The organism is Helicobacter sp. 10-6591, assembly GCF_003288805.1.
Lineage (GTDB): Bacteria > Campylobacterota > Campylobacteria > Campylobacterales > Helicobacteraceae > Helicobacter_F.
This window is the reverse complement of the sequence record NZ_NHYK01000001.1, coordinates 130501-156810: the sequence shown is the minus strand read 5'-3', so window position 1 is coordinate 156810 and position 26310 is coordinate 130501. Positions and strand designations below refer to the sequence as shown.

Genomic DNA, 26310 nt, shown 5'->3' with positions numbered 1-26310 from the left:
AGGCATGGTGCCACCGAATGGTTCGAAATCCACAAACCAAGACTTGAAAATCGCTTGGGCTTGTTGTTCTAAATTATTATTTATCGAATTATTTAATTCAATTTTGTCATCAATCGCACTCAAAACCTTTGCTATTTTTTGTTGGGTTTCAAGTGGAGGTAATGGAATGCTCATTTTTAAAAAATGTGATTTGGGTAATTGCGGTTGAGCTGTTCCCGATTGCATTAATAATATCTTTTTAGCAAAAAAATCACTTGATAAAACAAAATAAAGATATTTATTACTTAGCGTTTCATCACACCTTACAATTAACATTCCAGAATTTATCCGTACATCGGTATATTTAATATCATTAGAGTATAGTGCTACATTCCCAACAGTACCTCTCGTCGTAATAACAATATCGCCGTACGATAATTTTCCATTTCTCAATATACTATCTTTTTCTTTTGTTATCCATTGGGTTTCGCTAAAATTAAAGCCTTTTTTGGTTACATTCTGCGCAGATAAAAACAAACAATCGCCTGAATTTAATAACTCTTGTTTATTAGGATAATTTTTCCCTCTGTCCCCATCGATTACTTGAATATTCAAATCTTCAATTTTATATTCTTTCCAATTAGAGGTCATTTTCTACTACCTTCTGTCCATGTTTAACAAATCTTGTACTCTGCTTGAATTTCTTTTTATTTGACGATTTGTTAGATGATCTGATAAATCATCTGCTATTATATGTTTTACTTCTTTATTCATTGAGGTAAGCATTGTTGTAATAGTTACTCTGTAATGTTGTGCAGTTTCAGTAATACATTCTTGTTGCATAGTTTCTCCTTTTTTATATTCAAACAAAGTAAAAAACAAAATATTTTATTTTATCATTTCAGTAAGTCATATCATAGTTAAAATTATCCCAGAAGTGTTACAAAGCTGCCTTATTTTGGTGTTTGTGATATATTTATCATGGGAAAAGTAAATTGTGATGTGCAAAAAATAAGAGGATATCCAATGGTTGAAAAGAATAATGCAAATATCGGATTTGAAGAGCAATTATGGAAAGCAGCTTGTGTATTGTGGGGGCATATTCCAGCTGCTGAATATAGAAAAGTCATAGTGGGTTTAATTTTCTTGCGTTATATCTCAAGTGTGTTTGATAAAAAATACCAACAACTTTTAAAAGAAGGTGATGGCTTTGAAAACGACAAAGACGAATATTTAGCAGAAAACATTTTCTTTGTGCCGCAAGAAGCCCGCTGGTCAAAAATTTCACAAAACGCACATACTCCTGAAATCGGAAAAGTTATTGATGATGCCATGCTTGCAATCGAAAAAGAAAATAAATCTCTCAAAGGTGTTCTTCCTAAAAATTATGGTTCTCCTGATTTAGATAAAAGAGTATTAGGTGATGTTGTAGATTTATTCACTAATAATATCAAAATGGATGATACCGAAGAAAGCAAGGATTTATTAGGCAGAACTTATGAATATTGTATCGCCCAATTTGCTGCTTATGAAGGCACAAAAGGCGGGGAATTTTATACTCCATCAAGTATTGTTAAAACATTAGTTTCAATACTTAAACCGTTTGAAAATTGCAGAGTTTATGATCCTTGCTGTGGTTCAGGTGGAATGTTTGTGCAGTCTGTAAAATTCTTACAAGCGCATAGCGGAAATAGAGATAAAATATCCGTATATGGGCAAGAGTCAAACTCTGATACTTGGAAAATGGCTAAAATGAATATGGCAATTCGTGGTATTGATGCAGATTTTGGGCCATCACATGCTGATACTTTCTTTAATGATATTCATCCGACATTGAAAGCTGATTTTATTATGGCAAACCCTCCGTTTAATCTTTCAAACTGGGGGCAAGATAAACTACAAGAAGATGTACGCTGGAAATATGGTATTCCACCTGCTGGGAACGCTAACTTTGCTTGGATTGAGCACATGATACACCACCTAGCACCAAATGGGAAAATTGGACTTGTTCTTGCTAATGGGGCTTTGTCAAGTCAAACAAGCGGAGAGGGTGAAATCAGAAAGAAAATTATAGAAGATGATTTGATTGAAGGCATTGTCGCATTACCGACACAACTTTTTTATAGCGTAACAATTCCTGTGACTCTTTGGTTTATATCTAAAAATAAAAAACAAAAGGGCAAGACCTTGTTTATTGATGCCCGTAAAATGGGCTATATGGTGAGTAGAAAGCATAGAGATTTTACAGATGAAGATATACAAAAATTAGCAGATACTTTTGCTGCATTCCAAGAAGGAATATTAGAAGATGTCAAAGGTTTTTGTGCAGTAACATCAACAGCAGATATTGCCAAACAAGATTATATTTTAACTCCGGGTAGATATGTTGGAATAGAAGAACAAGAGGATGATGGCGAACCGTTTGAGGATAAAATGCAACGATTAACGGGTGAATTATCTGAAATGTTTGCGAAATCTAACGAACTTCAAGAAGAAATCAAGAAAAATCTAAGCGCGATAGGGTTTGAGGTGAAGTAGGAGAAAAAATATAGTGACAGATTTATCAGATCATCTAACAAATCGTCAAATAAAAAGAAATTCAAGCAGAGTACAAGATTTGTTAAACATGGACAGAAGGTAGTAGAAAATGGCCTCTAATTGGAAAGAAGCAAAATTAAAAGATGTAGCATTAATTAATCCTGCTGAGTCGTTGAAAAAGGGGCAACTATCAAAAAAAATTCCCATGGATGGTTTGCTACCATTTTGTAAAAAAATTCCCGGTTATTTAATAGAAAAATATAATGGTGGAACTAAATTCAGAAATGGTGATACTATTATGGCAAGAATTACACCTTGTCTTGAAAATGGAAAGACTGCAAAAGTAGATATTTTAGATAATGACGAAATTGGTTTCGGCTCAACAGAATATATAGTATTCAGAGCAATTGAAAACGAAACGGACTCAGACTATCTTTATTATTTAATTACAAGTTCTCAAATAAGAGAACCTGCAATAAAATCTATGGTAGGTTCTTCTGGCAGACAGAGAGTTCAAACGGATGTTGTAAAAGACTTGAATATAATGCTACCACCTCTTGAAACCCAACAAAAAATAGCAAAGGTTTTGGGTGCGCTTGATGACAAAATCGAATTAAATAATTCGATAAATAATAATTTAGAACAACAAGCCCAAGCGATTTTCAAGTCTTGGTTTGTGGATTTCGAACCATTCGGTGGCACCATGCCTGATGATTGGGAAATTAAAACTCTTGATGAATTTTGTAATATTTTTACTGGTCGTAAGAATGCAAATGAAAATGATGAAAATGGCAAAAATAAATTTTTTACATGTGGTCCTAAACCATTATTAATAAATAGTTATATCCATGATGGTCCTGCAATAATTATTGCAGGAAACGGAGCATATACAGGAAGAACAAGATTTTATGATGGAAAATTTGATTTATATCAAAGAACGTATGCTTGTATAAGTTTAGAAAATATAAATAAAGACTACATTTATTTACTGTATATCATTATAAAAAATGTTTTACAAAAAAACATTATGGGTGGAACTCATGGTTCAGCAGTTCCATATATAGTAATGAATGATATTGCAAAATTTGAAATAACTTTCAAAAAAGACATATTTGACAATCTTTCTTCAATAATAAAACCATTCATAAATAAAATTTTAGAAAACGAGATTGAAAACGAACATTTAATTCAACTTCGGGACACGTTATTACCGAAGTTAATGAGTGGTGAAATTGATGTTTCAGGGGTAAATATTGAGGAAAAAATCATTTCAACACAATTATAGCCCACTCTTTTATAAGGGTATCCAAACTGTATCTGGCATTTGCAGGGCTGGTTGAAGGCATTTTGTGGCAATTATATTTTTCTAATAAATTCGGAAAATATTTCTTAAACACAGAATAAGATTTGTTGCCGTTTAAGCAAATTGTTTTAATACTGGGATATTTGTTCAACAAACTTTTAATGTCATTTGGGGTTTCATCTTGAATGTCAGAATCCAAGCTTCCCTCACGATCACAGGATTTTATTGTGTCCCAAAGTGCAATATTATTTTTAAGTAAAGTTGTTAATTTTAATCCATAACTATATTCATGCAATTTAGGTTCATTACAAATATTACCCATAACTTTCCAAAATCTGTTTTGCGGATGAGCATAATATTGCTGTTCTGCCAATGATTTTACCCCCGGCATTGATCCTAAAATAAGAATTTTAGAATGATTATCTATTGATGGTTTAAAGCTTTTGCAGTCATTCATAAGAAAATATTAGCATTAAAACACATTCTGGCACATAACTTATTAAAAATGTATCAGTAACTTTGAGAATGCATTATCTGTAAGTTTAAGAATTTGTATCAGGGACACATATTTGGGTGTTTGCATTTTCACATAACCGCTTTTATTGTCTATATGTTCGCCCCCTAAACTTAATGCCCCTCTGTATAGTTGCCAACACCACCTTTTGGTCGTTTAGCACTTTGTATATCTAATGCAATTTTGCTGTCTTGCATAAGCTCACTCATTTTCACAAGCTCATATTTACAATTTTCAAAGGGATTTTGTGCCTTGCCCTCACCTTGTGAATTGCTAGGATTTAAACTTATCGCCTTATTAAACTCCACTTTGTATTCACTTGTTTGCTTAAACGCATTGAGATATTCTTTGAAAGCATCAAGCTTTAGAATCTCATCATTAAGATTTCCCTCCAAAAAGCTTAAAAAATGCTCTTTGTTAAACTCTCTAAAATCACAATATGCACTTAGATAATTTTGATAAAAATCATCATTGTCTTGTAGATTTTCTGATTCTAAGCGTTCTTTTATAAGGCTGTAGTCTTGGGAGACAACGCTTTCTTCTTGTCTAAAAGTTTCTTTTTTGCGTAAAAATAAAATAATAGTGTTTGTGCCTGTTGCACCAAAGGTTTGGCTTCCAAGCTCTGCAATAGCGATAAAATCAAAGTTTTGGAAAAGTATTTCTCGTGTGGATTTGTAGATAGAATCTTTGTTTAAAATGGAGCTTGGCAAAATGATAGCGGCTTTTGCATTGTCTTTTAGAATTTGTTTGGCTCTCTCGATAAAAAAGCATTCAATGGAATTGTTAGATTCTATATTGATGTCGGTATTAAAAAGTTCATAGGTTTTTCTGGATTTTGGGCTTAGCGTTTCTAGGAAGCCTTTGACAGAATAGGGTGGATTGGCGATGAGTAAATCAAAGCTGCGTGATTGAATCTGTGGTTTTGGCTTTTGACCTTCCAAAACTCTTGTGTTGGCTAACTCAAAGCTTGAGAGGGCATCGGCGTATAAGATATTGATTTCATTTTGCCCATACATAGCACTTGAGACTTTGGAAACTTTGCTTAAGCGGTATTCTTTTTCGATTCCATAGATGTTTTTGTAATGCTCTTTTAAATCTTGCGTAATGTAGCGTTTGAGTTCGTTGGCATAAGTGTTTAGAAAATGTCCTGCACCACACGCATAGTCAATGACTTTTAGAGGTTTTGTGCTTAGCATAGAATCTAAGGGGAGAGAATACACGATAAATTCGCAAATTTGCATAGGGGTGAAAAACTGCCCCTCATCTTGCTTCATACCTTTTTGTAAAAACAATTCAAAGAGATTGCCTAAAAATTGATTGGTAGAATTCTGCGTGAGTTTGTAGGGTGCAAAAAGCTCAACGATTTCTTTTAAAACAAGGGCATTTTTTAAAAATAATTCTTTGTAATATTAACATGATCTCTTGACAGCGTTATGACAAAGGATTGAAGTTTTTTAGAATATTTGCGGATTTTGAGCTCACAAAATAAGATTAGAAACTTATTTTGTGTGGGTTATGTTGCTATGCTTGATATTCTTTAAGCTTTTCATTTAAGGCTTTAATCTTGTTAGAATCTAAAAATTCTTGTAGTTTAGATTCTAACTCTGCTATTGATGTATCAAGCTCATACCACCAAAATTTTTGATTGTCGTCAAGCCACCAAATATATTCGACATTTAAATATTCTATGATTTTGCTAGATATATTATCATCCATATTAGAATCTGAATCTTGCTCAAAAATCCGCACACCATAGCAATTATATTTCTCTTTTTGAATGTAATGTTCTACACAAAAGGCAAAATAATATTTACCGCAATTTTTAGGTTTAATCATAAAAGGATAGCTTAAATCAATTCTATTCCACCTACCCATTTTTTCATCCTTGCTCGTCTTAACAATCTCAAAGTCTTTGCTTTCAATTTGTTCTCTACATTTTTCTACAATCGCTTCGCAATAAGATTCTATAATTTTGTCTTTATTTTCTAGAATCTCAAAGACTATTTTCATATTCCCTTCAATACTGCCTTTGTTCTCTGTCAAAAACTTCTCTATACTCATTGTGTTTTCCTTTGTATTTGTAATGATTTGCACGACATCTTTATAAAAGAGCAATGCGGCATTTAGGCTTGTGATGCACCCAACTTTTGCTTGTGAGTTTTCTATCCATTTTAGAATCTCTCCTTTATAAGTGATAGCCTTAAATCTCACTTTATTATCTCCATTTACAAGAGAATCCCCTTGTATTTCCCATTTGCCTAAACTATACCCTGAAGGATTTCGTTTATAAGGGGCTAGGTAAAGCACAGCGATATTGTCATAAGACGCACCTTGCTCTTGTGGTGTTTCACTTTCGCTAGATTCTAGCTCATTAGATTCCATATCATCATTAAAATCTCTGCTTTGCTCTTTTGCTATTATCTCAATATACCGCTCAATCTGCCTATCTTGATCTTTTCCCCAAATCTTATTCTCTACAATGATATGTCTCTTTCCATTAGCGATATACACATCAATGTTTTCATACTCTTTATGCACCCTAGCATTACTGCTATCGCCAAACCACGCTTTAAGCCCAACAGATTCTAAAAATGTTTCTAAAAATACATCGCCTTGATAGTGATTGCCTAGCGGGTTTAAAAATCCACTTATTAACGCACTATGAAGTTTTACTTCATTACTTTCACTCCACATTTCAAGATAGGGATTAAAGTCATTATTCCCACGCCTTTTGTGAATCTCTGCTTGTTCCAAAAAGCCCTTTACGCGTTCAAAAAATTCTCTATATTCCACACTTTTACCCTTTCTTTAAATTTAATGTAGTAAAGATTAATCGCTACAAATATAAATGTATATTACAATCAAAAATACAAGACTAATATCGCCTAGCCCACTAACTTTTCCAACGCCTTTATAATCTCCACCATAGCAAGTGTATCAAGTTTGCAATATGCTAAAAGGGCTTGGCGATATTCTTCTTGCTCTTTTTTGGGTTTGGATTCTAGCGTGGCAAAGCATTCCATTGCTTCCCCGCCATTATGCACGAGACTTAGCTCTTGATAAGCGGATTCCATTTGTGGCACAAGGGCTGGTAGCACAACTTTGATAGAGTGGCTGCCATTTTGCTTATAATGATAATAATGCCTAGCGGCAAAGGGATACATTAAGTCTTCAATCTGTGAAGCAATATGCAAAAGCTCTTTTTCATATTGTGGAAAACTTGCAGCAAGTCTTGTAATGACGCCTTTTTCAAAACTCGCATTATAAGCTAGGATAAAGGCATTTGGCGGGATAGAATCTAGTAGGGTTTGAATAAGTTCAACTCTAGGGTCAATGCCACTTTTGGCTAAAAACTCTTTATGCTCTAGCTTGCCATCTTTATGCTGGATATGGAGTGAGAATTGAAAAGGGATTTGCTCATACGCACAAGTGCCTACAAATCTAGGCACAGCAGGTTGAAATGTCTCAAAATCTAAGTGATAAATGGGGTAGGATAAACTCCCTAAAAACTCCTTGATTTTATCCTTTTGTATATGCACGGATTTATTCTTAAAGCATTCTATTTGTAGTTGTTGCTTGTAGTTTAAGCTATCTATATCTTTTATATCACTAAATCGTGCTATCCCTTGTCTATATAGCCCTAGCTTTTTATCGCCATTAAGCCAAGCAAGATTAAATACAGAATCTTCTTCTGTTATATTCCTTTGGGCTTCCCAGCAATATGACTTTGCCTCGCAAGAGTAAGGATTATCACAATGTAATCCTATATCAATATTTGGCTCATTCTTTGTCTCTAAAATCTCGCTAAAATCACTTAAAATTGTTGGAATCTTTGGTGTAAATTCTTGCACAGATTCTAAGCAAGGCACACTTACAAAAAGCCTAGTTAAATCAAGTGATTTACCCCTTTTATAGTCTGTGTTTAAATGGATAAGATTCGCTTCCTTTATACTATATCCACAATGCGTGATGACATAGTGCTGCACGCTTAAATCATAGATATATACTTCCTTTAGGCTTGTGGAGCTTTTCACTTCATTGATGATAAGCCCTTGTGGCGTGTTTTGTAAAATATCTACCATTACAACAATGCCTTCATATATAAAAGTCGCTTCATATATCACGTTAGTGCCAGAATCTAGCAATTCCTTTGTGCGTTTAGCGTTATAACTTATACCATCACAAAAGTGGATTCTAGCTCCCTTAGGGAATAACTCACACGCTAAAATCCCTACATCTTCACCTACGCTAAATCGCTCTGTTTGCTGCATATCTGGCTCACTTAGGGCTTCTTTTTTATGAGTTAAAAGCCATAGTAGCTTTTGACACTGCATACCTTTGATAAAGCGAGATTTTGAGAGATTCATAGCTGTCCTTTTGTAGAGATTTGTTTGCCAGAGAAACTAAGAGAAACTTTAATGTCATTTTGCATATAAACTTTGATATTGTTTTCAAAAATGCCTTGCTTTTCGTGGTGAAATTCATAGCTTTCTTTCCATACAGAAAAAAGTTCAAGATTGTTGGTTGCTTTTGTATAGGATTTTTCTAATTCTTTTTCGTTTAGGTATTCTTGGTTATCAAAGGCTTGTATGATGTAGTTTTGATATTTGAGAGTATCATCTATAAAGTCGCTTGTGTAGAGACATAGATATTTCACGCCTCTTTCTTGTTGAAAATAGGAGAAAAGTTGTCCGCCATTTTCTAGCATTTTTGCCCATTCTTTGGCAAACTCGCTATTTTTAGAATCTGTGGTTTTGCACTCGATGAGCAAATAAGGACTGCCTTGATGATCTCGCACCAAAATATCTGCTTTGCCACCTTTTGCATCACGCCCTAGATTCCACCTTGGCTCTAGCTCTAAGTGTTCTGGCTTATAACCCTTTTGTAATAGCCTATGCACACATTCAAAAACGACGAAATTTTCTGGGTGAGAAAAGTTTGAAGTCGTAGCATCATGAATCTTTATGCCTTGTGGGTAGGCTTTTGATTGTTAAAATCTACTTGCATTGTGTGGGAATCTATGGTTTTTGTGTAGGTAGGCTTAGAATCTAGGCTTTTAGATTCCAATTTTTCAAAGCCTAAAAGCTCTAGCACCTCTTTTAGATTTTGCTGTGTAATCATTGCGCTATCCTTAAATTGACATTTTATACCAGCACAACATCACCTATAGCGGTAAAAAAGGCTTTAAAGGCTTCTGTGATGCTCTGGTTTTATATCTTGTTCCCAAACACTCTTTGAAAAATCGCATCGACATTTTTTGTGTAGTAGCTAAACTCAAAGCACTCTCTAATTGCCTCTTCTCCAATAAGTCCTACAAGCTCAGAATCTGCTAAGAGATATTGCAAATAAAGCGATTCGCCTTTATCGTTTAGCGCACTTTTTCCTTCTTGCAAATCGCCCCAAACCTTCATCGCATTGCGTTGCACGATTTTATAGGCATCTTCGCGTGATATGCCTTGTTTTGGAAGCTCCAAAAGTATGCGCTGGGAAAACACAAGCCCGCCTGTTAAGTTGAGATTTTTTAGCATATTTTTTGGATACACCACGAGCTTTTCAAGCAGTCCTTTTAAGCGATGGAGCATAAAATCTGTCGTAATAAAGCTATCTGGCAGAATAAAGCGCTCCACACTTGAGTGGCTAATATCCCTCTCATGCCAGAGGGCGACATTCTCCATTGCCGGCAGAGCATAGGAGCGAATCATTCTGCAAAGCCCTGTGATGTTTTCACTCAAAACCGGATTGCGCTTATGTGGCATCGCGGAGCTTCCCTTTTGTCCGCTTTCAAAATACTCTTCAGCTTCATAGACTTCTGTGCGTTGCAAATGGCGCACTTCTATGGCAATTTTCTCGCAACTACTGGCCAAAAGTGCTAAATCACTCATAAGCCTTGCATATCTATCGCGTTGGATGACTTGGTTACTCACAGGAGCGGGCTTTAGCCCTAGTTCTTTACACACCAGCTCTTCTAATTCCATAGGTGTATGCGCGAGATTCCCCATTGCGCCACTTAGCTGCCCTACAGAAATCACTTCAAGCGTGGATTCTAGGGCGTTTAGATGCCTCCTTAACTCATCATACCAAATAGCCAAAACAAGCCCAAAGGTGATAGGCTCTCCGTGGATTCCATGAGAGCGTCCAACCATAAGCGTGTATTTATGTTCTATTGCGCGGTTTTTTATGACTTCGCGCAAGTCTTGTAAATCTTGAATGATAATTTTTAGAGAATCGCGCATTTGCAACGCCACAGCCGTATCAATGCAATCACTTGAAGTAATCCCATAATGCACCCAGCGGCTTTCTTCACCCAAAGACTCCGCGACGCTTGTGGTAAAGGCGATTAAATCATGCTTTGTAACCGCCTCGATTTCATCAATGCGCGCAATGTCAAACTTAGCGTTTTTGCAGATTTTCTCACAATCAGAATCAGGGATTAGCCCTAAGCGATTCCACCCGCGCACAAGGGCTTTCTCCACCTCTAGCCACGCGCTGTATTTGGCCTCCATACTCCAAAGATTTTTCATCTCACTTCTTGCATATCGCTCTACCATTTTTCCTTTCCTTGTGCTTTAGATTTATCTGATTTTACTTGCTTTTTAGTTTGGTAGACGTTAAGTAAAGAAATTGGAAAGAAAGTATCTTTAAATATGATGGGTTGAAAAACTGGAATTGCATAGAAAATAAACAATGTGGTGGGATGGTGGGTTAAGAGTTTTGTGATTTTTCCCAATCGTAAGCACTTTCTACTATCAACTCTAAATTGTCAAAGCGGGGAAGCCAAGAGGTGAGAGTCTTAATCTTGTGGCTATCTGCTATAAGAATCGCGGGGTCTCCTGCTCTAGGAGAGCATAGATCTACCTTAAAATCCACTCCGCTTACCTGCTTGACCATTTTTATCACTTCTTTGACGCTGTAGCCGCGTCCGTAACCTACATTAAAAATCTCGCTTGTATGTGTAGAATCTAAAAACTTCCAAGCACTAAGGTGTGCAGCTGCTAAGTCATCAATGTGAATATAATCGCGTACACAAGTTCCATCTGGCGTCTGGTAATTCTCACCAAAGATTCCCATTGACTCTCTTTTACCTACTGCACATTCGCAAGCTACTTTGATGAGATGTGTCGCGTCTTTACTCCTCTGACCTAATCCCTGTTTTTGGATTAGAAGCTCTTTTGTGTTATGGCTGCTAGCACCTGCGACATTGAAATAGCGCAAAATCGCGTAGTTAAAATCAGGGTTTGCAATATGTGTATCTTGACATATACGCTCACTCATCATCTTACTTGCGCCATATGGATTGATAGGATCTAGTGGAGCTATCTCTGTGATAGGAATGAGCTTTGAATCTGGCTGGCCATATACCGCGGCTGTAGAGCTAAAGATGAATTTGTTAATATTGTGCTTGAGGCAAGATTCTATTAAAAGGGTGGTATTGAGTGTGTTGTTTTTGTAGTAGTGCAGAGGGAGTGTGACGGATTCGCTTACGATAAGTGAGGCGGCAAAATGCACGATGCCCGTAAATCTATGCTTCTGCATGAGGGATTCTAGGATTTGTGTTTGGTTGAGATCACCTTTGACAAATTCTACTCTTTTGCCAAATACGGATTGTAAGTAGAGATAGTTTTCTTGGAAACCACTGCTTAGGTTGTCATAAATCACTATCTGAGAATCTTGCATCGAAGTAAGAAACCAAAATGCTGTATGCGAACCAATGTAGCCACTACCACCAGTAAAGAGAAATTTGCTCATTTGCTGCCTTTCAAAATAAATTGAGCGGGGATTGTATAAGAATCTAGCTCATAATCACTTGAAGCTGTTCTCGGGTTTTGTAGAAATCCCATTTTTCCAATAAGTCTTGTTTGAGAAATTCTTCCATGAGGGGTTTTTTTTCTAACGCCTCATCAAGCTCAGGATCGCTACCTTTTTGGTATGCGCCGATGCGTATGAGGACCTCATTTTCTTTCAGTAAGGAGTAGAGTCGTCTGAATTTACGCACTGCTTGAGTATGTGCTGGCGTGATAATATCGTGCATGACCCTTGAGGCGGAGTTGAGGACATTGATAGGTGGGTAGATTCCAAAATCTGTAAGCTCGCGAGAAAGCATGATGTGTCCATCCAGAATCGATCGGCTTTGGTCAGCTATAGGATCGTTGAGATCATCGCCTTCGACTAGGATAGTGAAAAATGCGGTGATTGAGCCTGCATCTTCCTCTTTTCCTGCGCGCTCCATGAGTTGGGGTAAGATAGTAAGTGTCGATGGTGGATAACCTTTGCTTGTGGGTGGTTCGCCTAGTGCTAGCCCTATTTCTCTTTGTGCCATAGCAAAGCGCGTGATGGAATCCATCATAAAAAGTACATCTTTGCCTTGTTGTTTAAAAAACTCTGCGATTGCCATTGCACTGAATGCACCATATTTGCGCATAAGAGGAGAATCATCGCTTGTAGCAACGACTATTATTGTGTTGGTGAGATCGTTATTGAGGTTTTTATACACAAACTCTGGGACTTCACGCCCGCGCTCTCCTATGAGCGCTATGACTTTGATCTGGGCTTTTACCCCATTGACTATCATACCCATAAGGCTGGACTTTCCTACTCCAGAGCCAGCAAAGATACCGATTTTTTGTCCTTTACCACAGGTAAGCAATCCATCAATACTTTTTATACCAAGCTCAAATACTTCATCAATCACTCCGCGCTTCATCGCAGCGATAGGGGATCGTAAAAGAGGGGCTTTTTGTGTGGTATTAAGCGCACCTTTGCCATCTATGGGAGTACCCAAGGGATTTATAATACGCCCTTTGAGCGCTTCTCCTACCGGAATCTGTAGTCCTGCCTTGACAATACGCACAAAATCACCACTTTTACGACCTTCTACAAAAGAAAAGGGATTGACAAGAAAGCAATCTTTTTCTACTGCACTTACCATGCCTAAATCAGCGGACTGCAACTCTCTTTTCACCCCGAGATTCTTACAATCTCTACTTGAGAACTCGACTATATCACCTACGCTTGGACTTATTCCATTGGCCATGATAATGTTTGGTGTAATCTTGATTATATTCCCAAAGCTTGGAGAGAGATTAAGGTTGGAATTAAGTTTTTGTCGTATGTGGGAGAGTGGCATATGTGCTTCCATAGAGATGAGTAGAATTTAAAACTTTAAGGATTTTTAGTTAGAATGCGCAAATTATACTTCAAGAAATATTGAAATCAAACCCCAGGGCTTAAGGAACAATTATGGATTCTCAACCTTCTAACATACAAGCGCATAAAATTAATACTGCAAATGCGAGTATCAATGGCACTATTTTCGCAAAAACCTTAGAACAGAAACAAGAAGGCGTGATTAAGAAAATTTCCAAAAGCTTAAAACTTGACGGCTTTAGAAAAGGTAAAGTGCCAAAACAACTCATTTTGTCACGTTATAAAGATCAGATAGAACAAGATTCCAGACAAGAAGCGGTACAAGATTTACTTCAAGCTGGAGTGAAAGATTTAGAGGTTATTCCAGGGGACATTTTGGGGAATCCGAGCATCATAAAGTTTGAGGAAAAAGATGGTGCCATTGATGTCGAACTAAGGCTTAGCCTTAGGCCAGATATAGATCTACAAAAGGTGGAATCTTGTGTCCCAGACATAAAGATTCCGGCTATAAGCCAAAAGAAAATTGATGATCGTCTGAAAGAAATTGCTAAAAACAGAGCTCCATTAGGCGAAATGGCAGAAACTCACACTATCCAAAAAGATGATGTTGCGACGATTGATTTTGAAGGATTTATAGAAGGAGTGGCGTTTGATGGGGGTAAGGCAGAGAACTATAATCTTACGATTGGTTCAAACCAGTTTATCCCGGGATTTGAAGATTCTTTGCTTGGTATGAAAAAGGGTGAGGAGAAGACTATCAAAGTGACTTTTCCTAAAGACTACCAAACGACAAACTTAGCGGGTAAAGATGCGGAATTTAAGGTCAAAATACATAAGGTTTCTCAAAAACAATTACCAAAAATTGATGATGCATTTGCAAAGTCTGTGTTGGGTGAAAATATTCTTGGAGACAATGCTAATTTAGAAACACTCAAAAATGATGTGAAAACCCAACTAGAGCTTGAAGCAAAGACAGAAGTTTATAACAAAGAGTTAAAAGACAAACTACTTATGGCGCTTATCAAAGAAATAGTGTTTGACCTGCCAGAACAGATTGTTGAACAAGAGATGGATATTTTATTTAGGAATGCATTAAATGCTATGACAAAAGAGGAATTTGAATCTATCAAAAATGATGAGCAGAAGGCACGCAAAAAAAGAGAAAGCTTCAAAGTAGAGGCGCAAAAAAGCGTGCAAGTAACTTTTATCATGGATGCTTTGGCTAAGAAGCACAACATTACAATTTCTGATAACGAAGCACTGCAGACTATTTATTATGAATCTATGCTAACGGGACAGGATCCAAAAAATATGATCGAGTATTACAAGAGTAATAATCTTTTACCGGTTGTAAAGATGGCAATGATTGAAGATAGGGTGTTGAATTTTCTGCTTGATTCTAAACTTGACAATGCAAAAAAAGAATCTCAACAATCACAAGCAGAATCCAAGCAAAATTCTAAATAGTAAAGAATAAAGGACTACTATGAATTATATTCCTTATGTGATTGAACGTACAGGTAGAGGCGAGCGTAGCTATGATATTTACTCAAGGCTTTTGAAGGATCGCATTATTCTTCTAAGCGGGGAAATAAATGATTCTGTAGCTTCATCTATCGTAGCCCAATTGCTTTTCTTGGAAGCAGAGGATCCAGAAAAAGATATAAATTTCTATATCAATTCGCCTGGGGGTGTTATCACAAGTGCCTTTAGTATTTATGACACGATGAATTATATTCGTCCTGATATTTGCACAATTTGCATTGGTCAAGCGGCAAGTGCTGGTGCATTTTTGCTAAGTAGTGGAAGTAAGGGAAAGCGCTATTCTCTTCCGAATTCTCGTATTATGATTCATCAGCCTTTAGGTGGTGCGCAAGGGCAAGCCACCGATATACATATACAAGCTCAAGAGATTTTGCGTTTGAAAAAAACTCTCAATGAGATTATGGGAGAGAATACAGGCCAGAGTGCCAAAAGAATCGCACAGGATACTGAACGTGATTTTTTTATGAGCGCGCTACAAGCCAAGGAGTATGGGTTAATCGATGAGATTTTGAATAAAAGTTTGAAATAAAGGTCTGAGCATGGCAGAGAATAACAATGATTTTTTTGGGAGTTTTGGTTTAGAGGCTGATAAGTTATCCACTGCCAACGATTTAGATGATATATCTATGCTCGCTAAAGAGCGTTTGAAAGATATTTCCACAAAAACAATACAAATGTTAGAGGATGAGAATATCCTTCCCTTTCCAGAGAATTTTGAAACGCTCTTTGATAGGAATCTCAAGCAAGAAGAAAACAATGAGATAAGAAGCAAGATTGTCTATGCTTTGGAATCTCGTAATTACACTCAGAGGGCTATTGCATTGGAAAAGAGTATAGAAAAGAGTTTCTTGGGTGTAAAGACCATGTTAGAAAATATTAGTGTTGTGTGTGGCAATTTTGAAAAAATACAAAAACAAGTAGAAACTAAGCTCAAAGAGATAAATCGTATAGAAAATCCTCTTGGTATCAAGACTGCCACAAAAATCTTTTTTAATGATATTAACACGGCTTATCAAGGTATTTTTCACCAAGCTAAAGAAATTATCAAGCTTTATGATACTGCCTACAAAAATTTGTTTGACATAAAAAAACATTCTATGTATGACACTACGCTTGGTATTCTGAATAAAGATTTTTTTCTCTATCAGCTTGCAAAGGAAAAAGAGATAGATTCAAGTTTTGCCAGCGAGAGTGTGCTTTGTATTCTGCAAATACATGAAGAGGTTTTGAAAAATATCAAAGACAAACAATCTCTTATAAGTACAATCAAACTGACAGCAAAGTCTTTGGTAGAAAATCTCGGTAAAAATGATAGTGTTTGCTATTTTGGTAAGTATGAATTTGGGGTATTTGTGCGTAATGTCACAGAACAGCAAATAGAGGTTTTTTTAAAAGAATTGCTCAATTCAGTAAAAAACAATAAAGTATTTTTGAATGATATGTGTATGAGTTTGTATGTGGTCATTGGTGCGAGTAGGTTTGATATTGCATTAAGCATTGAGGAGAATATCGAAAATGCCAAGATAGCACTACAAGAGGCAAAGAAAGAGAACAAATCTTTTAAGATCTTCCAATCAAACCATGATGAAATAAGTAACGATGACTTTGGAAATTTTAAAATACCCTGATAAGCGTCTGCGCCAAAAGTCAATGCCTGTGGAAGTCTTTGATAAGGAGCTTCATACTCTGCTTGATACCATGTATGAAACAATGATGGCGCATAATGGTGTAGGATTGGCAGCCATACAAGTGGGGCTGCCCAAGCGCATTCTTATCGTAAATGTCCCACGAGAAGAGGATAACGAACAATATAAAGAGGATTTGCTAGAAATTATAAATCCTGTGTTTTTGAAGCAAGAAGGTGAAATGGAGTGGAATGAAGGCTGTCTCTCTGTGCCAGATTTTTATGAATCCACAACTCGCTTTGCATCTATCACCCTTACCTATAAGGACCGTTTTGGGAATGATAAAATCTTGCAAGCAGAGGGTTTACTGAGTGTAGCGCTCCAGCATGAAATTGATCATCTTAATGGTATGTTGTTTGTTGATAAGCTTCCGATTTTAAAACGCAAGAAGTTTGAAAAAGAACTTAGACGCAAATAAGAGTTTGCAAGTGAAATGACAAATAAGATTTTTTGTGCGAGTTTGGTTGGCACACAAACAAGAGTTATAGAAATAGAATCTGCTTTTACGCGCGGTCTTCCTAGCTTTAGTATTACAGGCCTTGCTACAAGCTCTATCCAAGAATCAAAAGGGCGTGTACAATCCGCGCTTGCAAATTCTCGCTTCACACTCCCCCCGCTTAAAATCAATGTCAATCTTTTTCCATCAGATATACAAAAGAGTGGGAGCTATTTTGACTTACCTATTGCATTAGTGCTCTATGTGCATTCCCAGCAACTTAGTGATACCGATAGAATCTGGTTTGCTTTTGGTGAGCTGGGGCTGGATGGAAGTATTAAATACACTCCAAGTATATATCCTTTGCTTTTTGATTTAGCCTTAATCAAACCAAATTCCCATATCATCGTGCCAAAATGTGCCAGAGAGATTTTAAGTGTGATTCCAAATCTGCACCTACATTTTGCTTCCTCTTTACAAGAAGCCCTAGATATTATTACTACACCATCTTTAGGGCAAGAAGCTTTAGAGTCTGAATTGGTCGATAAGAAAGAGTTCTTCCAAAAGTTCGGTTTTTCTTTTCTGCAAATAGGAACGCACTATTATTACTATATGCCACATTTTGCGCTTGATTTCAAAGAAGTATATGGGCAAGAGTTAGCTAAGAGAGCCGCACTTATTGCGTCTGCAGGATTCCATAATATCATTTTTGAAGGAAGTCCTGGTTGTGGTAAAAGCATGATTGCGAAACGTATGCGCTACATACTGCCACCGATGGGGTTAGATGAAATGATGTATTCTCTTAAATTGAATTCGCTGGATTTACTACAAGCATTGGAGTACTCTGCCTTGCGTCCTTTTAGGAATCCTCACCAAAGTGCTTCTAAAGCAAGTATTTTAGGATCTGCGACGCAGTTTGAACCAAAACCAGGAGAGATAGCACTTGCGCATAATGGGATTCTCTTTTTTGATGAGCTTCCGTATTTTAAACGGGATATTTTAGAATCTCTGCGCGAGCCATTGGAAAACAATAAGATGACAATCTCGCGCGTGCATTCCAAACTAGAATATGATACTTCATTTCTTTTTGTCGGTGCGCAAAATCCCTGTCCTTGCGGAAATCTCTTGAGTACAAGCAAAGAGTGTCGCTGTCAAGATAAAGAGATTACAGCATACAAAAACCGATTGAGTGAGCCATTTTTGGATAGGATTGATATGTTTGTACAAATGAATGAGCATAGAGATGTTATACCTAGCGCACAAGAGTTGGATTCTCAAAGTATGTTTGAGCTTGTGTGTAAAGCTTTTGTATTCGCAAAAAATCGTGGGCAAAAAAATTTTAATGGTAAATTGACAGAAAGCCAAATAAAAGATTTTTGTGTGCTTGAGAGCGAGGCAGAGAATATTTTACTTAAAGCTATACAGAACTTTGGGCTTTCTTTACGCGCGCAAAACAAGCTTAAAAAAATCTCTCGCACGATTGCAGATCTAGAACAAAGCGATGTGATAAGAAAAAATCATGTTTTGGAAGCACTAAGTTTTAGAAAAATCTGATCAAATTAGTCAATGTACTTAGCGATCTCTATAAGATCTTGTGTGTCAATAATGATATTTGCAGCGGCTTTGAGTTTTGGCTTTGCACAAAATGCTATGCGTGTGCTAGCATAAGCAAACATACTTAGGTCATTTGCGCCATCGCCTACACACAGAGTATTTTCAATACTTATACCAAGCAGATTCTGTAATCGTAAAAGCATCTCGCCTTTTGAATGCTCAAACATCATTTCCCCACCGACTTCGCCTGTAAGCTCACCATTTCTAATATGCAAGATATTGCTAAAATCCGCATCCAATCCTAAGACTCTACTAAAATGCCTTGTAGCAAGACTGAATCCACCACTAAAGCACACCACCTTATATCCCTTATCTTTCAAGAAACCTATGATTTCTTTTGCACCGTTATTCAGAGGGAGATTCTCACAAATCTCTTTTGCTCTGTGCTCTTGCAAGCCTTTTAAGAATCTTACGCGTAAGATAAGGCTTTGATAAAAGTCAAGCTCACCTTCCATTGCTCTTTGTGTTATGGTAGCAACTTCTGTGGTTTTGCCGCATTCTTGGGCGAGAAAATCGATGGTTTCTCCATCCATCAATGTGGAATCAAAGTCAAATACAGCGAGTTTCATACTAAACCTTTGGTGGTATAACAATGCGTTTGATAAATGGCGAAAGACGTACAAGCACCTCATAGCTAATCGTACCAAAGACTTTTGCTATGGCTTTTGCATCACTCATCAAACACACTTTTGGCTTGTCGCTCATACAGGAAAAGCAGTCCATTGAAGTGCGTGGCAAGATTTTGTAGCCCTCGGCTGTTGTGAGCATATGATTTTCACTTACACGAAAGAATCCATCGCCATAGCCTATATCGTAAGTGCTTACGATACAATCTTTATCTACTATGCTTTTGCCACCATAACCTATGCTTTGGCCTTTTTTTATCGTTTGTGAGCAGATTCTATGAGCCCAAAGCGAAGCGACTTTTTTCAAATCTTTTGCAATATCTAATGGTGCTTCTAAGTACCCATAAGCGGCGATACCTACACGCACCAAATCTCCCTCGATACATTCTTGATTTTGTGCAAGCCGCAATGCACCAGATGAACTCAGACAATGGAATCGCGGTAGCTTTATGCCCAATTTATTGCATATCGTAGTTATATGCTGCTTGGCTTGTTTGAAATTTGCAAGCTGTCTTGTAAAGTCATCGCCACCTTCATCGCCAAAGCCAATATGAGCAAGCACACCAAAAAGCACCAGACCTCTTTTCGCTATTTCCTTGCAGAACTCCTGGCATTCGCTCAAGTCTATACCATTACGATTCATACCTACATTGATTTTAAGTTCTACTTTATCTCCATGTCTTAGAGAATCTAGTATGTCCTTGTTGTTGATTACTAATGCCATATTTGTACCAAGCGTATCAAGAGAATCTAACCCACCATAAAGAATGCTGATAGATTCAAAAAGGCATGCGACTTCCTTTGCTTCAGCATAGTTTTTTACAAATACATCTTTGATTCCATATTCTTGTGCCATATTGGCGATTTCGTGTAAGCCGTGTCCATAAGCATTGTCTTTTAATACGAGCGCGGGCTTTTGTTTGATTGTTTGGGTGATAAGCTTAAGATTGTGTCTGAATGCATTTGAATCTAGCAAGATCTCTGCCATGAGATTGGACCTGATTGTGACTTCAGAAAAAGCATCTAGAGGGTACTAAATGCTTAAAGATGTGAGAGAAGTTATTTTGGTAAGCCTGAAATATAAGTTGCAAGTTCTTCGATTTCCTCGTCAGTAAGTTTTGCTGCATTTGGATTCATAAGATTTGCCTTACCATGACGATTAAGTGTCTTAGCACGATAGCCCTTGAGATCCTCTATAAGCTGCGCTTTATCTACTCCAGCAATAGCCGAATTACCAAAAGTTGTTTTCTTGCCATCTGCGCCATGGCAACTTACGCATTTCTTAAAAGTAGCAGGCGCGTCTGCAAGAGCCATACTCACCATTCCTATAAAAGCCAACCCTAGCACTTTTTTCATCTTTTACTCCTTAAATTAGCTGTCTATCCAGCATTCTGTAAATTCGCTTCCTTAGAGAAACCGCAGCATTCTAGCACATTTTCTACTTAAGCAATAATTTTCGATGTTAGGAATATTCATAAGGATAATGACTTAAAAAACACTACAGTTTTTGTGGTTTCAGTATTTTATGCATTAAGAGTGGTTATTTGTAAAGGGAAACTCTGGTTATAAAAACTTTATTTCTTTCATTATAATTGCGCAAAAATCTTACACGAAGAAGGTTGGGTTTGATGGATGCAAAGTATGCTTTTAGAGCGGAACTTCTCAGCGAATCAGCTACAATCGCAATAACCTCGCTAGCACGCGAGCTTAAAGCACAAGGAAAGGATATTTTGAGTTTTTCGGCAGGTGAACCTGATTTTGACACACCTAAAGCAGTCAGAGATGAAGCGGTGCGTGCTCTCAATAGTGGATTTACACGTTACACAGCAGTAGGTGGGATACCAGAATTACTCCAAGCAATTAGCCTAAAATTAGAGCGTGATAATGCTCTGCATTATGATACAAATGAGATTCTCGTAAGCAATGGCGCAAAACACTCTCTTTTTAATGTATTCCAAAGCTTGCTTGATGATGGTGATGAGGTGATTATTCCTGCACCCTATTGGGTGAGTTATCCCGAGCTTGTGAAATATTGTGGCGGGTGTAATGTAGTTTTACAAACAGATGAAAGCACAAATTTTAAAATTACTGCTAAGCAACTCAAAGAAGCTATAACCCAAAAAACAAAGATTCTTGTCCTAAACTCTCCTGCAAACCCTACTGGAATGGTATATGCCAAGTCTGAGCTTCAAGAAATCGCCGATGTTTTAAAAGATAGCAATGTGTGGGTGGTCAGTGATGAAATTTACGAAAAGCTTATCTATGACACTGAGTTTCATTCGATTGCTTCGGTAAATTCCAATATGTTAGAGCGCACAATTGTAGTCAATGGTCTAAGTAAGGCAGCGGCTATGACTGGTTGGAGGGTTGGTTATATAGCATGCAAAGACAAAAAGCTCCTAAAATACATCAATAATCTACAAAGCCAATGCACTTCAAACATCAATTCCATCACACAAAAAGCTAGTATCGTAGCTTTGAATGGATATTGTGATGCAGATATTGAGGAGATGCGTCTTGCGTTTAAAGAGCGTATGGAATCTGCCTATAAGCAATTTAGCACCTTGCCAGGATTTTCTTTACTAAAGCCTCAAGGCACATTTTATTTATTCGTCAATATTAGTGGTTTAGGGCGTTTTGGCGGTGATTCTATGATGTTTTGTAAAGAATTGATAGAAAAAGAAGGAGTAGCTCTTGTACCTGGTAGTGCTTTTGGTAAAGATGGTTATGTTCGTTTTTCCTTTGCTTGTTCTTTGGAGCAGATAGCACAAGGAATCGAACGTATAGCAAGATTTACTAAGGTTTAGTTTAGAGTGTTTTTGCGATTTTTCTTCATTATTCTATGTGTTTGTTTTATTATTCTAGGTTCATTTTTACATCTCAAGAGAAGTGATTTTGAACAAAACAATGCGGCTTTTGTCTTCAAATCTAGCGGATTCACTCCTGACACTAAGAATCCACAAAACAAAGCTTCTGTCAATAAACAAATCCAAATTACTACCAAAAGCGATCTTTCACAATTTCAATTTTTTGAGTCAGGCAGCCACCTACTTGTCCCAAATTTTGAGAAAAGTGCCCATGCAAGTGCGTTGCTAGATTTAGATTCTAAGTTGATGGTCGTATTTTTTGCAGGCAGTAGAGAAGGTGCGCGTGATGTGAAGATTTATGGAAGCTTTTTGTCTAAGGGTAGTATGTATTGGAATGAGCCAAAACCATTAATTGATGCGCAAATGCTTTCACATTTGAGTGGAAAATTTATAAGAAAAGTTGGCAATCCTATTGTGTTTAAAGATTCTTTTAATCGTGTGCATTTGTTTGTGGTTGGCGTTTCTTTGGGTGGTTGGGCTACGAGTAAAATCTACCAATTCCGTTTTGATGAAGCGTTAGACAATATTGAGTATTTAGGTGAGTTACACTTAGGTGTATTTGCAAATTTTTCTCATCTTGTACGCACTCCTGCTTTAAGCTTAGAAAATGGTGGATTTATGCTTCCATTTTATTATGAGCTTGCAGATAAGTATCCTTTAGTGGGGTTTTTTGACAAAGATTCCAAACTGCTTTTTACCAAAAAGCTTCATAATTTTAAGTCGCAACTCCAGCCAAGTGTCATTCCGCTTAGCAGTAGCGATTGTTTGGCAGTATTTAGAATCCATCGTTCACATGATAATAAGATGTTTTTGCAGCAATGCAAGGATTTTGGTAATACCTGGGAAGCACCATATAAGAGTAATTTGCAGAATTTTGATAGCTCAAGTGTGTTGCTAAATATCAATGGAGAAGTGATACTCGTGCACAATGATGGATTAGATAACCCACTGCTCTTGCTCTATGATTTATTCCATGAAAAGGTGAGAATCCATCCTCGTGCAAGTCTTAGTCTCTTTTGGTTACGCGATAAGAGTAAAGGTGAGTTTGTGCGTCTAATGACACTTGATGCCCTTAAAGATGGTGAGGTAAGTTATCCTGCTGCTGTGAGCGATGATACAAATCTGTATATCAGCTACACCTATGACAGAAAACAGATTAAAAGCATCATAGTTTCACTTGATAGTATTTTTGAATTGATAAAGCAAGACAGAGAATCTCTTGAAGAGATTCATCTTGAGAGCTTAGTTCCAGACACTTCTCAGACAAACAGAGATTCTACGGACTTGGATTCTGAAACTATCACAGAAGAGCAAAAATGGGAATTGCATAAGTTTGATTATTTGCGTGATGTGGGGTAGGCATGTTTGGAATTTTTGTTTTGTTTTTGGGATTCTTATTTTGGCTTGCAAATTTATTTTTTAGCACTCATACAGCGCGTTTAGCCTTTGTATTTGGAGTTTTCACTTTTTGTGTCTTGCCGCTATTTAATGGATATTCTCTGTGTACTTTTGTCTATTCTTTTTTTGATTCTCCAAGCGTTTTTTGTATCTTGCTTGTGGGATTTTTTGTGGCTGGGCAATTCTATTTGGGTTTGGGTTTTAAGTCTTTAGGATCATTAGGTGTTTTCACACATAAAGCACAAGATAGGACTTTTTTTTTATTTTTTATTTTTGGCAGTTTGTTGTACATAAGCTCGCTCAATCTCTTGTGGTTTGATTTGTATCACACAAGCCCTATTGCACAAGCTGTATCTGTAGTAATTTTTGTTATTTTGATTGGAATTTTTGATAGATTTTCCCTTGTATTACTTAGCGTATCGCTTGCAATCTTTATACTCTGTGGATTAGATTTTTCATTTTTAGATAGATATTACAACTTAAGTATTTTTGAGTTTATTATTTGTCCTTATTTGTGGTTTTATAGCTTATTTTATAGCATGCTATTTTTAGTGCGAGGCATTCAAAAAACGTGGAGGAAACTGTAGGTTATGAAACAAAGTCTTCGCTTTGAAAAGGTCGTTTGGAAAAGCATAATTTTTATGCTTTTTTTGTATGTCTTGTGTTTATGTTTTAGAATATCTTTCATTCTTTATATTGGTGTAGGCAATGGCGTAATCGGTGATGTCATCAGCAAATGGGAATATATACATGCCCTTACTAATGGTATGCGTTATGATGGACAAACCATAGGCGCTTTAGCGGTGATATTCTTTTTCTTTTCATTAGTTCTTGGGCGAAGTCGTTTCGGGAATCTTATTGTAAATATCTTTGTAGGTTTAGTAATAGCTATATTCTGCTTTGTCAATATCGCTAATATAGGGTTTTATCAAATCTATGGCGATGTGTTTAATACCAATCTCTTAGGACTTGTCTTTGATGATAGAGAAGCAATCTTTAAGACAGCACTGAGTGGGCAATACCATCTGAGTTTGAAAATTTTCATTTGGATTGCATGCAATATAGTATTTTTATGGATTTTGCGTATTCTTTTTAGTTTCGTGGATTATTTTTATCGTGAGACCAATCGATTCCATAAAAACAAAAATCAGCAATCTTTCTTGAAACTGGTTTTTATCTTTTCTCTTTTTGGTTTTAGCGCTTTGTTTGCTATCAATGGGCATTTAGGACTAAAAGGTGTGAGTTTAGGCAAAGAAATAAAGCCTGTGGAAAACACTTTTTTACGCAAGATTACTGCTGGTGCATTCCGTGATCTGATTTATGTCTATAAAGCTTATGAAAAAATCTACCATTCATCTTTTGGAGACTATATAAATGAGATTCCACAAGTAGCTGTGAACAGGTATTTTGCCAAGAATTTTTCCCAAGATTCTCAAATCAATCTTTTGGATTTACTTAAGCACACTTCTCATAATACTTCTGAAGTCAAAATCGAGCATATTTTTTACATTATTGCTGAGAGTTTGAGTGAATGGCATTTTGACAAACGTTTTGATTCTTTAGGGTTAACTAGTGAACTCCAAAAAATAATCGATGAATCTCATGCATACAAGGCAGATGTATTTTTACAAAATGCAAGCAATACTATTGGAAGCTTAGATTCTCAAATTAGTGGGCTGTTTCATACAGGTATCCCGCTTAGTCTTATGGTTGGTCGTATGGGTACTTTTCAAACCGCGCCCGCTGTTATTTTTAAAGATTTAGGCTTCAAAACACATTTTTATTATGGTGGTTCATGTACTTGGCAAAAGCTTGATAGTTATATAGATTCTCAAGGCTTTGATGATATTTTGTGTAGTACCCATATTGTGCAAAATTCCAAGATAATGGATTATCCATCGCCCTATGAAAATTCTTGGGGTGCATACGACCATCATTTATTTTCTTTTATTCGAGATAAGATATTACTTTCGCGCGGACAAAGAACTTTTAATATGATAATGACGACATCAAACCACCCGCCATATGATGCGCCAGTAGAATCTTTTGGCGCACCAATCAAAGAGATTGAGGAATTTTTAAAAAATGACAAAGAATTTATCTATAAGGACACCAGCAGACAGATTCTGGCTCATATTTGGTACCAAGATAAAGTGATTGCAAAATTTATCAATGATATGAAAGAGAGATTCCCAAATAGTCTTTTTGTAGTTACAGGGGACCATTACGATAGAGAATATCCATATCCAAATATCACTGAACGCATAAGTAATAGTGTGCCTTTGATTGTCTATGCACCAAAGTTGCAACCCATGATAATCTCAAATGTTGGCTCGCATATTGATATAACACCCACTATTGTGGAGCTTGTTGCGCCTGATGGGTATGAATATATGAGCTTTGGCAAGCCCCTTTTGGGGAATAAGGCTATAGCATATGATGATAGGGATTATGCACTAGGGTTTTTTGGTGTTGCAAATGATAGATTTGTATTTGATGGCCATAAAATTGAATATTTCAATAATGGCTTAGAGCGGAGTAATGACAAAGAGTTATCGCATGATTTGTTTATGAATCTTAATAGAGCTAAGGCATTTAGCTGGTGGATTCTCTCAAATGGCTACAGCATACCAACACAGCATAAAAAGTAACCTAAGCTAA

At 36.7% G+C, this 26310-nt stretch carries 22 protein-coding genes and 2 pseudogenes; 11 read left to right on the top strand and 13 right to left on the bottom strand.

Annotated elements, in window-relative coordinates:
* Positions 1-630: restriction endonuclease subunit S (locus CCY97_RS00750; RefSeq protein ID WP_181562769.1), on the bottom strand; the 630-nt coding region annotated here is incomplete at its 3' end.
* Between the two features lie 6 nt (positions 631-636).
* Entirely contained in the window at positions 637-822 is a 186-nt protein-coding gene (locus CCY97_RS00745; RefSeq protein WP_112063578.1) for a hypothetical protein, read from the bottom strand.
* Between the two features lie 183 nt (positions 823-1005).
* Here CCY97_RS00745 and CCY97_RS00740 point away from each other — a divergent pair, with 183 nt between their 5' ends.
* Complete coding sequence (locus tag CCY97_RS00740) at positions 1006-2517, top strand: class I SAM-dependent DNA methyltransferase (protein ID WP_112063577.1); 1512 nt, start codon at positions 1006-1008, stop codon at positions 2515-2517.
* Positions 2518-2626: 109 nt separating this feature from the next.
* Positions 2627-3802: a restriction endonuclease subunit S gene (locus tag CCY97_RS00735; RefSeq protein ID WP_112063576.1), complete on the top strand. Its 1176-nt coding sequence runs from the start codon at positions 2627-2629 to the stop codon at positions 3800-3802.
* Here CCY97_RS00735 and CCY97_RS00730 read toward each other — a convergent pair.
* From CCY97_RS00730 to fliI, 8 genes and pseudogenes are all read right to left on the bottom strand, one after another.
* Complete coding sequence (locus CCY97_RS00730; RefSeq protein WP_112063575.1) at positions 3783-4277, bottom strand: DNA-deoxyinosine glycosylase; 495 nt, start codon at positions 4275-4277, stop codon at positions 3783-3785. The two genes, CCY97_RS00735 and CCY97_RS00730, sit on opposite strands and share 20 nt — an antisense overlap.
* 365 nt (positions 4278-4642) lie before the next feature.
* A pseudogene (locus CCY97_RS00725) lies at positions 4643-5737 on the bottom strand (N-6 DNA methylase); the annotation flags it as partial.
* Between the two features lie 118 nt (positions 5738-5855).
* Positions 5856-7127: a PD-(D/E)XK nuclease family protein gene (locus CCY97_RS00720; protein ID WP_112063574.1), complete on the bottom strand. Its 1272-nt coding sequence runs from the start codon at positions 7125-7127 to the stop codon at positions 5856-5858.
* A 92-nt stretch (positions 7128-7219) separates the two neighbouring features.
* On the bottom strand, positions 7220-8701 hold the full coding sequence (locus CCY97_RS00715; protein ID WP_181562768.1) for a DUF2779 domain-containing protein: 1482 nt from the start codon (positions 8699-8701) through the stop codon (positions 7220-7222).
* 2 nt (positions 8702-8703) lie between these two features.
* Positions 8704-9455 (bottom strand): annotated as a pseudogene (locus tag CCY97_RS00710) (type I restriction enzyme HsdR N-terminal domain-containing protein); the annotation flags it as partial.
* An 89-nt stretch (positions 9456-9544) separates the two neighbouring features.
* Positions 9545-10882, bottom strand: coding sequence for an adenylosuccinate lyase (purB, locus tag CCY97_RS00705; RefSeq protein WP_112063573.1), 1338 nt, complete (start codon positions 10880-10882; stop codon positions 9545-9547).
* Between the two features lie 154 nt (positions 10883-11036).
* Positions 11037-12080, bottom strand: coding sequence for a UDP-glucose 4-epimerase GalE (gene galE, locus CCY97_RS00695; protein ID WP_112063571.1), 1044 nt, complete (start codon positions 12078-12080; stop codon positions 11037-11039).
* A 43-nt stretch (positions 12081-12123) separates the two neighbouring features.
* Positions 12124-13458 (bottom strand): flagellar protein export ATPase FliI, encoded by a 1335-nt coding sequence (gene fliI, locus CCY97_RS00690; protein WP_112063570.1) that lies wholly within the window; start codon positions 13456-13458, stop codon positions 12124-12126.
* A gap of 113 nt (positions 13459-13571) precedes the next feature.
* On the opposite strand from fliI, the gene tig reads away from it, so the two are divergent.
* The 5 genes from tig to CCY97_RS00665 are packed head-to-tail and all read left to right on the top strand — an operon-like array spanning position 13572 to position 18698.
* On the top strand, positions 13572-14945 hold the full coding sequence (gene tig, locus CCY97_RS00685; RefSeq protein WP_112063569.1) for a trigger factor: 1374 nt from the start codon (positions 13572-13574) through the stop codon (positions 14943-14945).
* Positions 14946-14964: 19 nt separating this feature from the next.
* The gene (gene clpP / locus CCY97_RS00680) at positions 14965-15552 is read left to right on the top strand and encodes an ATP-dependent Clp endopeptidase proteolytic subunit ClpP (protein ID WP_112063568.1); all 588 of its coding nucleotides are present in this window, start codon (positions 14965-14967) and stop codon (positions 15550-15552) included.
* Between the two features lie 10 nt (positions 15553-15562).
* The gene (locus CCY97_RS00675) at positions 15563-16651 is read left to right on the top strand and encodes a diguanylate cyclase (protein ID WP_112063567.1); all 1089 of its coding nucleotides are present in this window, start codon (positions 15563-15565) and stop codon (positions 16649-16651) included.
* Positions 16623-17126 carry a peptide deformylase gene (gene def, locus CCY97_RS00670; RefSeq protein WP_112063566.1) on the top strand — a complete coding sequence of 168 codons (504 nt, stop codon included), beginning with the start codon at positions 16623-16625 and terminating at the stop codon, positions 17124-17126. Before CCY97_RS00675 ends, def begins: the two co-directional genes overlap by 29 nt.
* Positions 17127-17141: 15 nt before the next feature.
* Positions 17142-18698 carry a YifB family Mg chelatase-like AAA ATPase gene (locus CCY97_RS00665; RefSeq protein ID WP_112063565.1) on the top strand — a complete coding sequence of 519 codons (1557 nt, stop codon included), beginning with the start codon at positions 17142-17144 and terminating at the stop codon, positions 18696-18698.
* A gap of 5 nt (positions 18699-18703) precedes the next feature.
* Here CCY97_RS00665 and serB read toward each other — a convergent pair whose 3' ends face one another.
* From serB to CCY97_RS00650, 3 genes are all read right to left on the bottom strand, one after another.
* Positions 18704-19327, bottom strand: a complete 624-nt coding sequence (gene serB, locus CCY97_RS00660; RefSeq protein WP_112063564.1) for a phosphoserine phosphatase SerB — start codon at positions 19325-19327, stop codon at positions 18704-18706.
* A 1-nt stretch (position 19328) separates the two neighbouring features.
* Positions 19329-20372 (bottom strand): alanine racemase, encoded by a 1044-nt coding sequence (locus tag CCY97_RS00655; RefSeq protein WP_112063563.1) that lies wholly within the window; start codon positions 20370-20372, stop codon positions 19329-19331.
* Positions 20373-20443: 71 nt separating this feature from the next.
* The gene (locus CCY97_RS00650) at positions 20444-20740 is read right to left on the bottom strand and encodes a c-type cytochrome (protein ID WP_112063562.1); all 297 of its coding nucleotides are present in this window, start codon (positions 20738-20740) and stop codon (positions 20444-20446) included.
* Positions 20741-21012: 272 nt separating this feature from the next.
* Here CCY97_RS00650 and CCY97_RS00645 point away from each other — a divergent pair, with 272 nt between their 5' ends.
* Genes CCY97_RS00645 through CCY97_RS00630 form a run of 4 tightly spaced genes read left to right on the top strand, consistent with a single transcriptional unit; the run spans position 21013 to position 26300 of the window.
* Positions 21013-22191 carry a pyridoxal phosphate-dependent aminotransferase gene (locus CCY97_RS00645; RefSeq protein WP_112063561.1) on the top strand — a complete coding sequence of 393 codons (1179 nt, stop codon included), beginning with the start codon at positions 21013-21015 and terminating at the stop codon, positions 22189-22191.
* 6 nt (positions 22192-22197) lie between these two features.
* The gene (locus CCY97_RS00640; RefSeq protein ID WP_112063560.1) at positions 22198-23610 is read left to right on the top strand and encodes a sialidase family protein; all 1413 of its coding nucleotides are present in this window, start codon (positions 22198-22200) and stop codon (positions 23608-23610) included.
* Between the two features lie 2 nt (positions 23611-23612).
* On the top strand, positions 23613-24236 hold the full coding sequence (locus CCY97_RS00635; RefSeq protein ID WP_112063559.1) for a hypothetical protein: 624 nt from the start codon (positions 23613-23615) through the stop codon (positions 24234-24236).
* A gap of 3 nt (positions 24237-24239) precedes the next feature.
* Complete coding sequence (locus CCY97_RS00630; RefSeq protein ID WP_112063558.1) at positions 24240-26300, top strand: alkaline phosphatase family protein; 2061 nt, start codon at positions 24240-24242, stop codon at positions 26298-26300.
* Positions 26301-26310 lie beyond the last annotated feature (10 nt).

What these genes read in the sequence shown, in the direction of transcription:
- CCY97_RS00745 (WP_112063578.1), bottom strand. Translation starts at nt 822, where the DNA reads ATGCAACAAGAATGTATTACTGAAACTGCACAACATTACAGAGTAACT.
- CCY97_RS00740 (WP_112063577.1), top strand. Translation starts at nt 1,006, where the DNA reads ATGGTTGAAAAGAATAATGCAAATATCGGATTTGAAGAGCAATTATGG.
- CCY97_RS00735 (WP_112063576.1), top strand. Translation starts at nt 2,627, where the DNA reads ATGGCCTCTAATTGGAAAGAAGCAAAATTAAAAGATGTAGCATTAATT.
- CCY97_RS00730 (WP_112063575.1), bottom strand. Translation starts at nt 4,277, where the DNA reads ATGAATGACTGCAAAAGCTTTAAACCATCAATAGATAATCATTCTAAA.
- CCY97_RS00715 (WP_181562768.1), bottom strand. Translation starts at nt 8,701, where the DNA reads ATGAATCTCTCAAAATCTCGCTTTATCAAAGGTATGCAGTGTCAAAAG.
- purB (WP_112063573.1), bottom strand. Translation starts at nt 10,882, where the DNA reads ATGGTAGAGCGATATGCAAGAAGTGAGATGAAAAATCTTTGGAGTATG.
- galE (WP_112063571.1), bottom strand. Translation starts at nt 12,080, where the DNA reads ATGAGCAAATTTCTCTTTACTGGTGGTAGTGGCTACATTGGTTCGCAT.
- fliI (WP_112063570.1), bottom strand. Translation starts at nt 13,458, where the DNA reads ATGCCACTCTCCCACATACGACAAAAACTTAATTCCAACCTTAATCTC.
- tig (WP_112063569.1), top strand. Translation starts at nt 13,572, where the DNA reads ATGGATTCTCAACCTTCTAACATACAAGCGCATAAAATTAATACTGCA.
- clpP (WP_112063568.1), top strand. Translation starts at nt 14,965, where the DNA reads ATGAATTATATTCCTTATGTGATTGAACGTACAGGTAGAGGCGAGCGT.
- CCY97_RS00675 (WP_112063567.1), top strand. Translation starts at nt 15,563, where the DNA reads ATGGCAGAGAATAACAATGATTTTTTTGGGAGTTTTGGTTTAGAGGCT.
- def (WP_112063566.1), top strand. Translation starts at nt 16,623, where the DNA reads ATGACTTTGGAAATTTTAAAATACCCTGATAAGCGTCTGCGCCAAAAG.
- CCY97_RS00665 (WP_112063565.1), top strand. Translation starts at nt 17,142, where the DNA reads ATGACAAATAAGATTTTTTGTGCGAGTTTGGTTGGCACACAAACAAGA.
- serB (WP_112063564.1), bottom strand. Translation starts at nt 19,327, where the DNA reads ATGAAACTCGCTGTATTTGACTTTGATTCCACATTGATGGATGGAGAA.
- CCY97_RS00655 (WP_112063563.1), bottom strand. Translation starts at nt 20,372, where the DNA reads ATGGCAGAGATCTTGCTAGATTCAAATGCATTCAGACACAATCTTAAG.
- CCY97_RS00650 (WP_112063562.1), bottom strand. Translation starts at nt 20,740, where the DNA reads ATGAAAAAAGTGCTAGGGTTGGCTTTTATAGGAATGGTGAGTATGGCT.
- CCY97_RS00645 (WP_112063561.1), top strand. Translation starts at nt 21,013, where the DNA reads ATGGATGCAAAGTATGCTTTTAGAGCGGAACTTCTCAGCGAATCAGCT.
- CCY97_RS00635 (WP_112063559.1), top strand. Translation starts at nt 23,613, where the DNA reads ATGTTTGGAATTTTTGTTTTGTTTTTGGGATTCTTATTTTGGCTTGCA.
- CCY97_RS00630 (WP_112063558.1), top strand. Translation starts at nt 24,240, where the DNA reads ATGAAACAAAGTCTTCGCTTTGAAAAGGTCGTTTGGAAAAGCATAATT.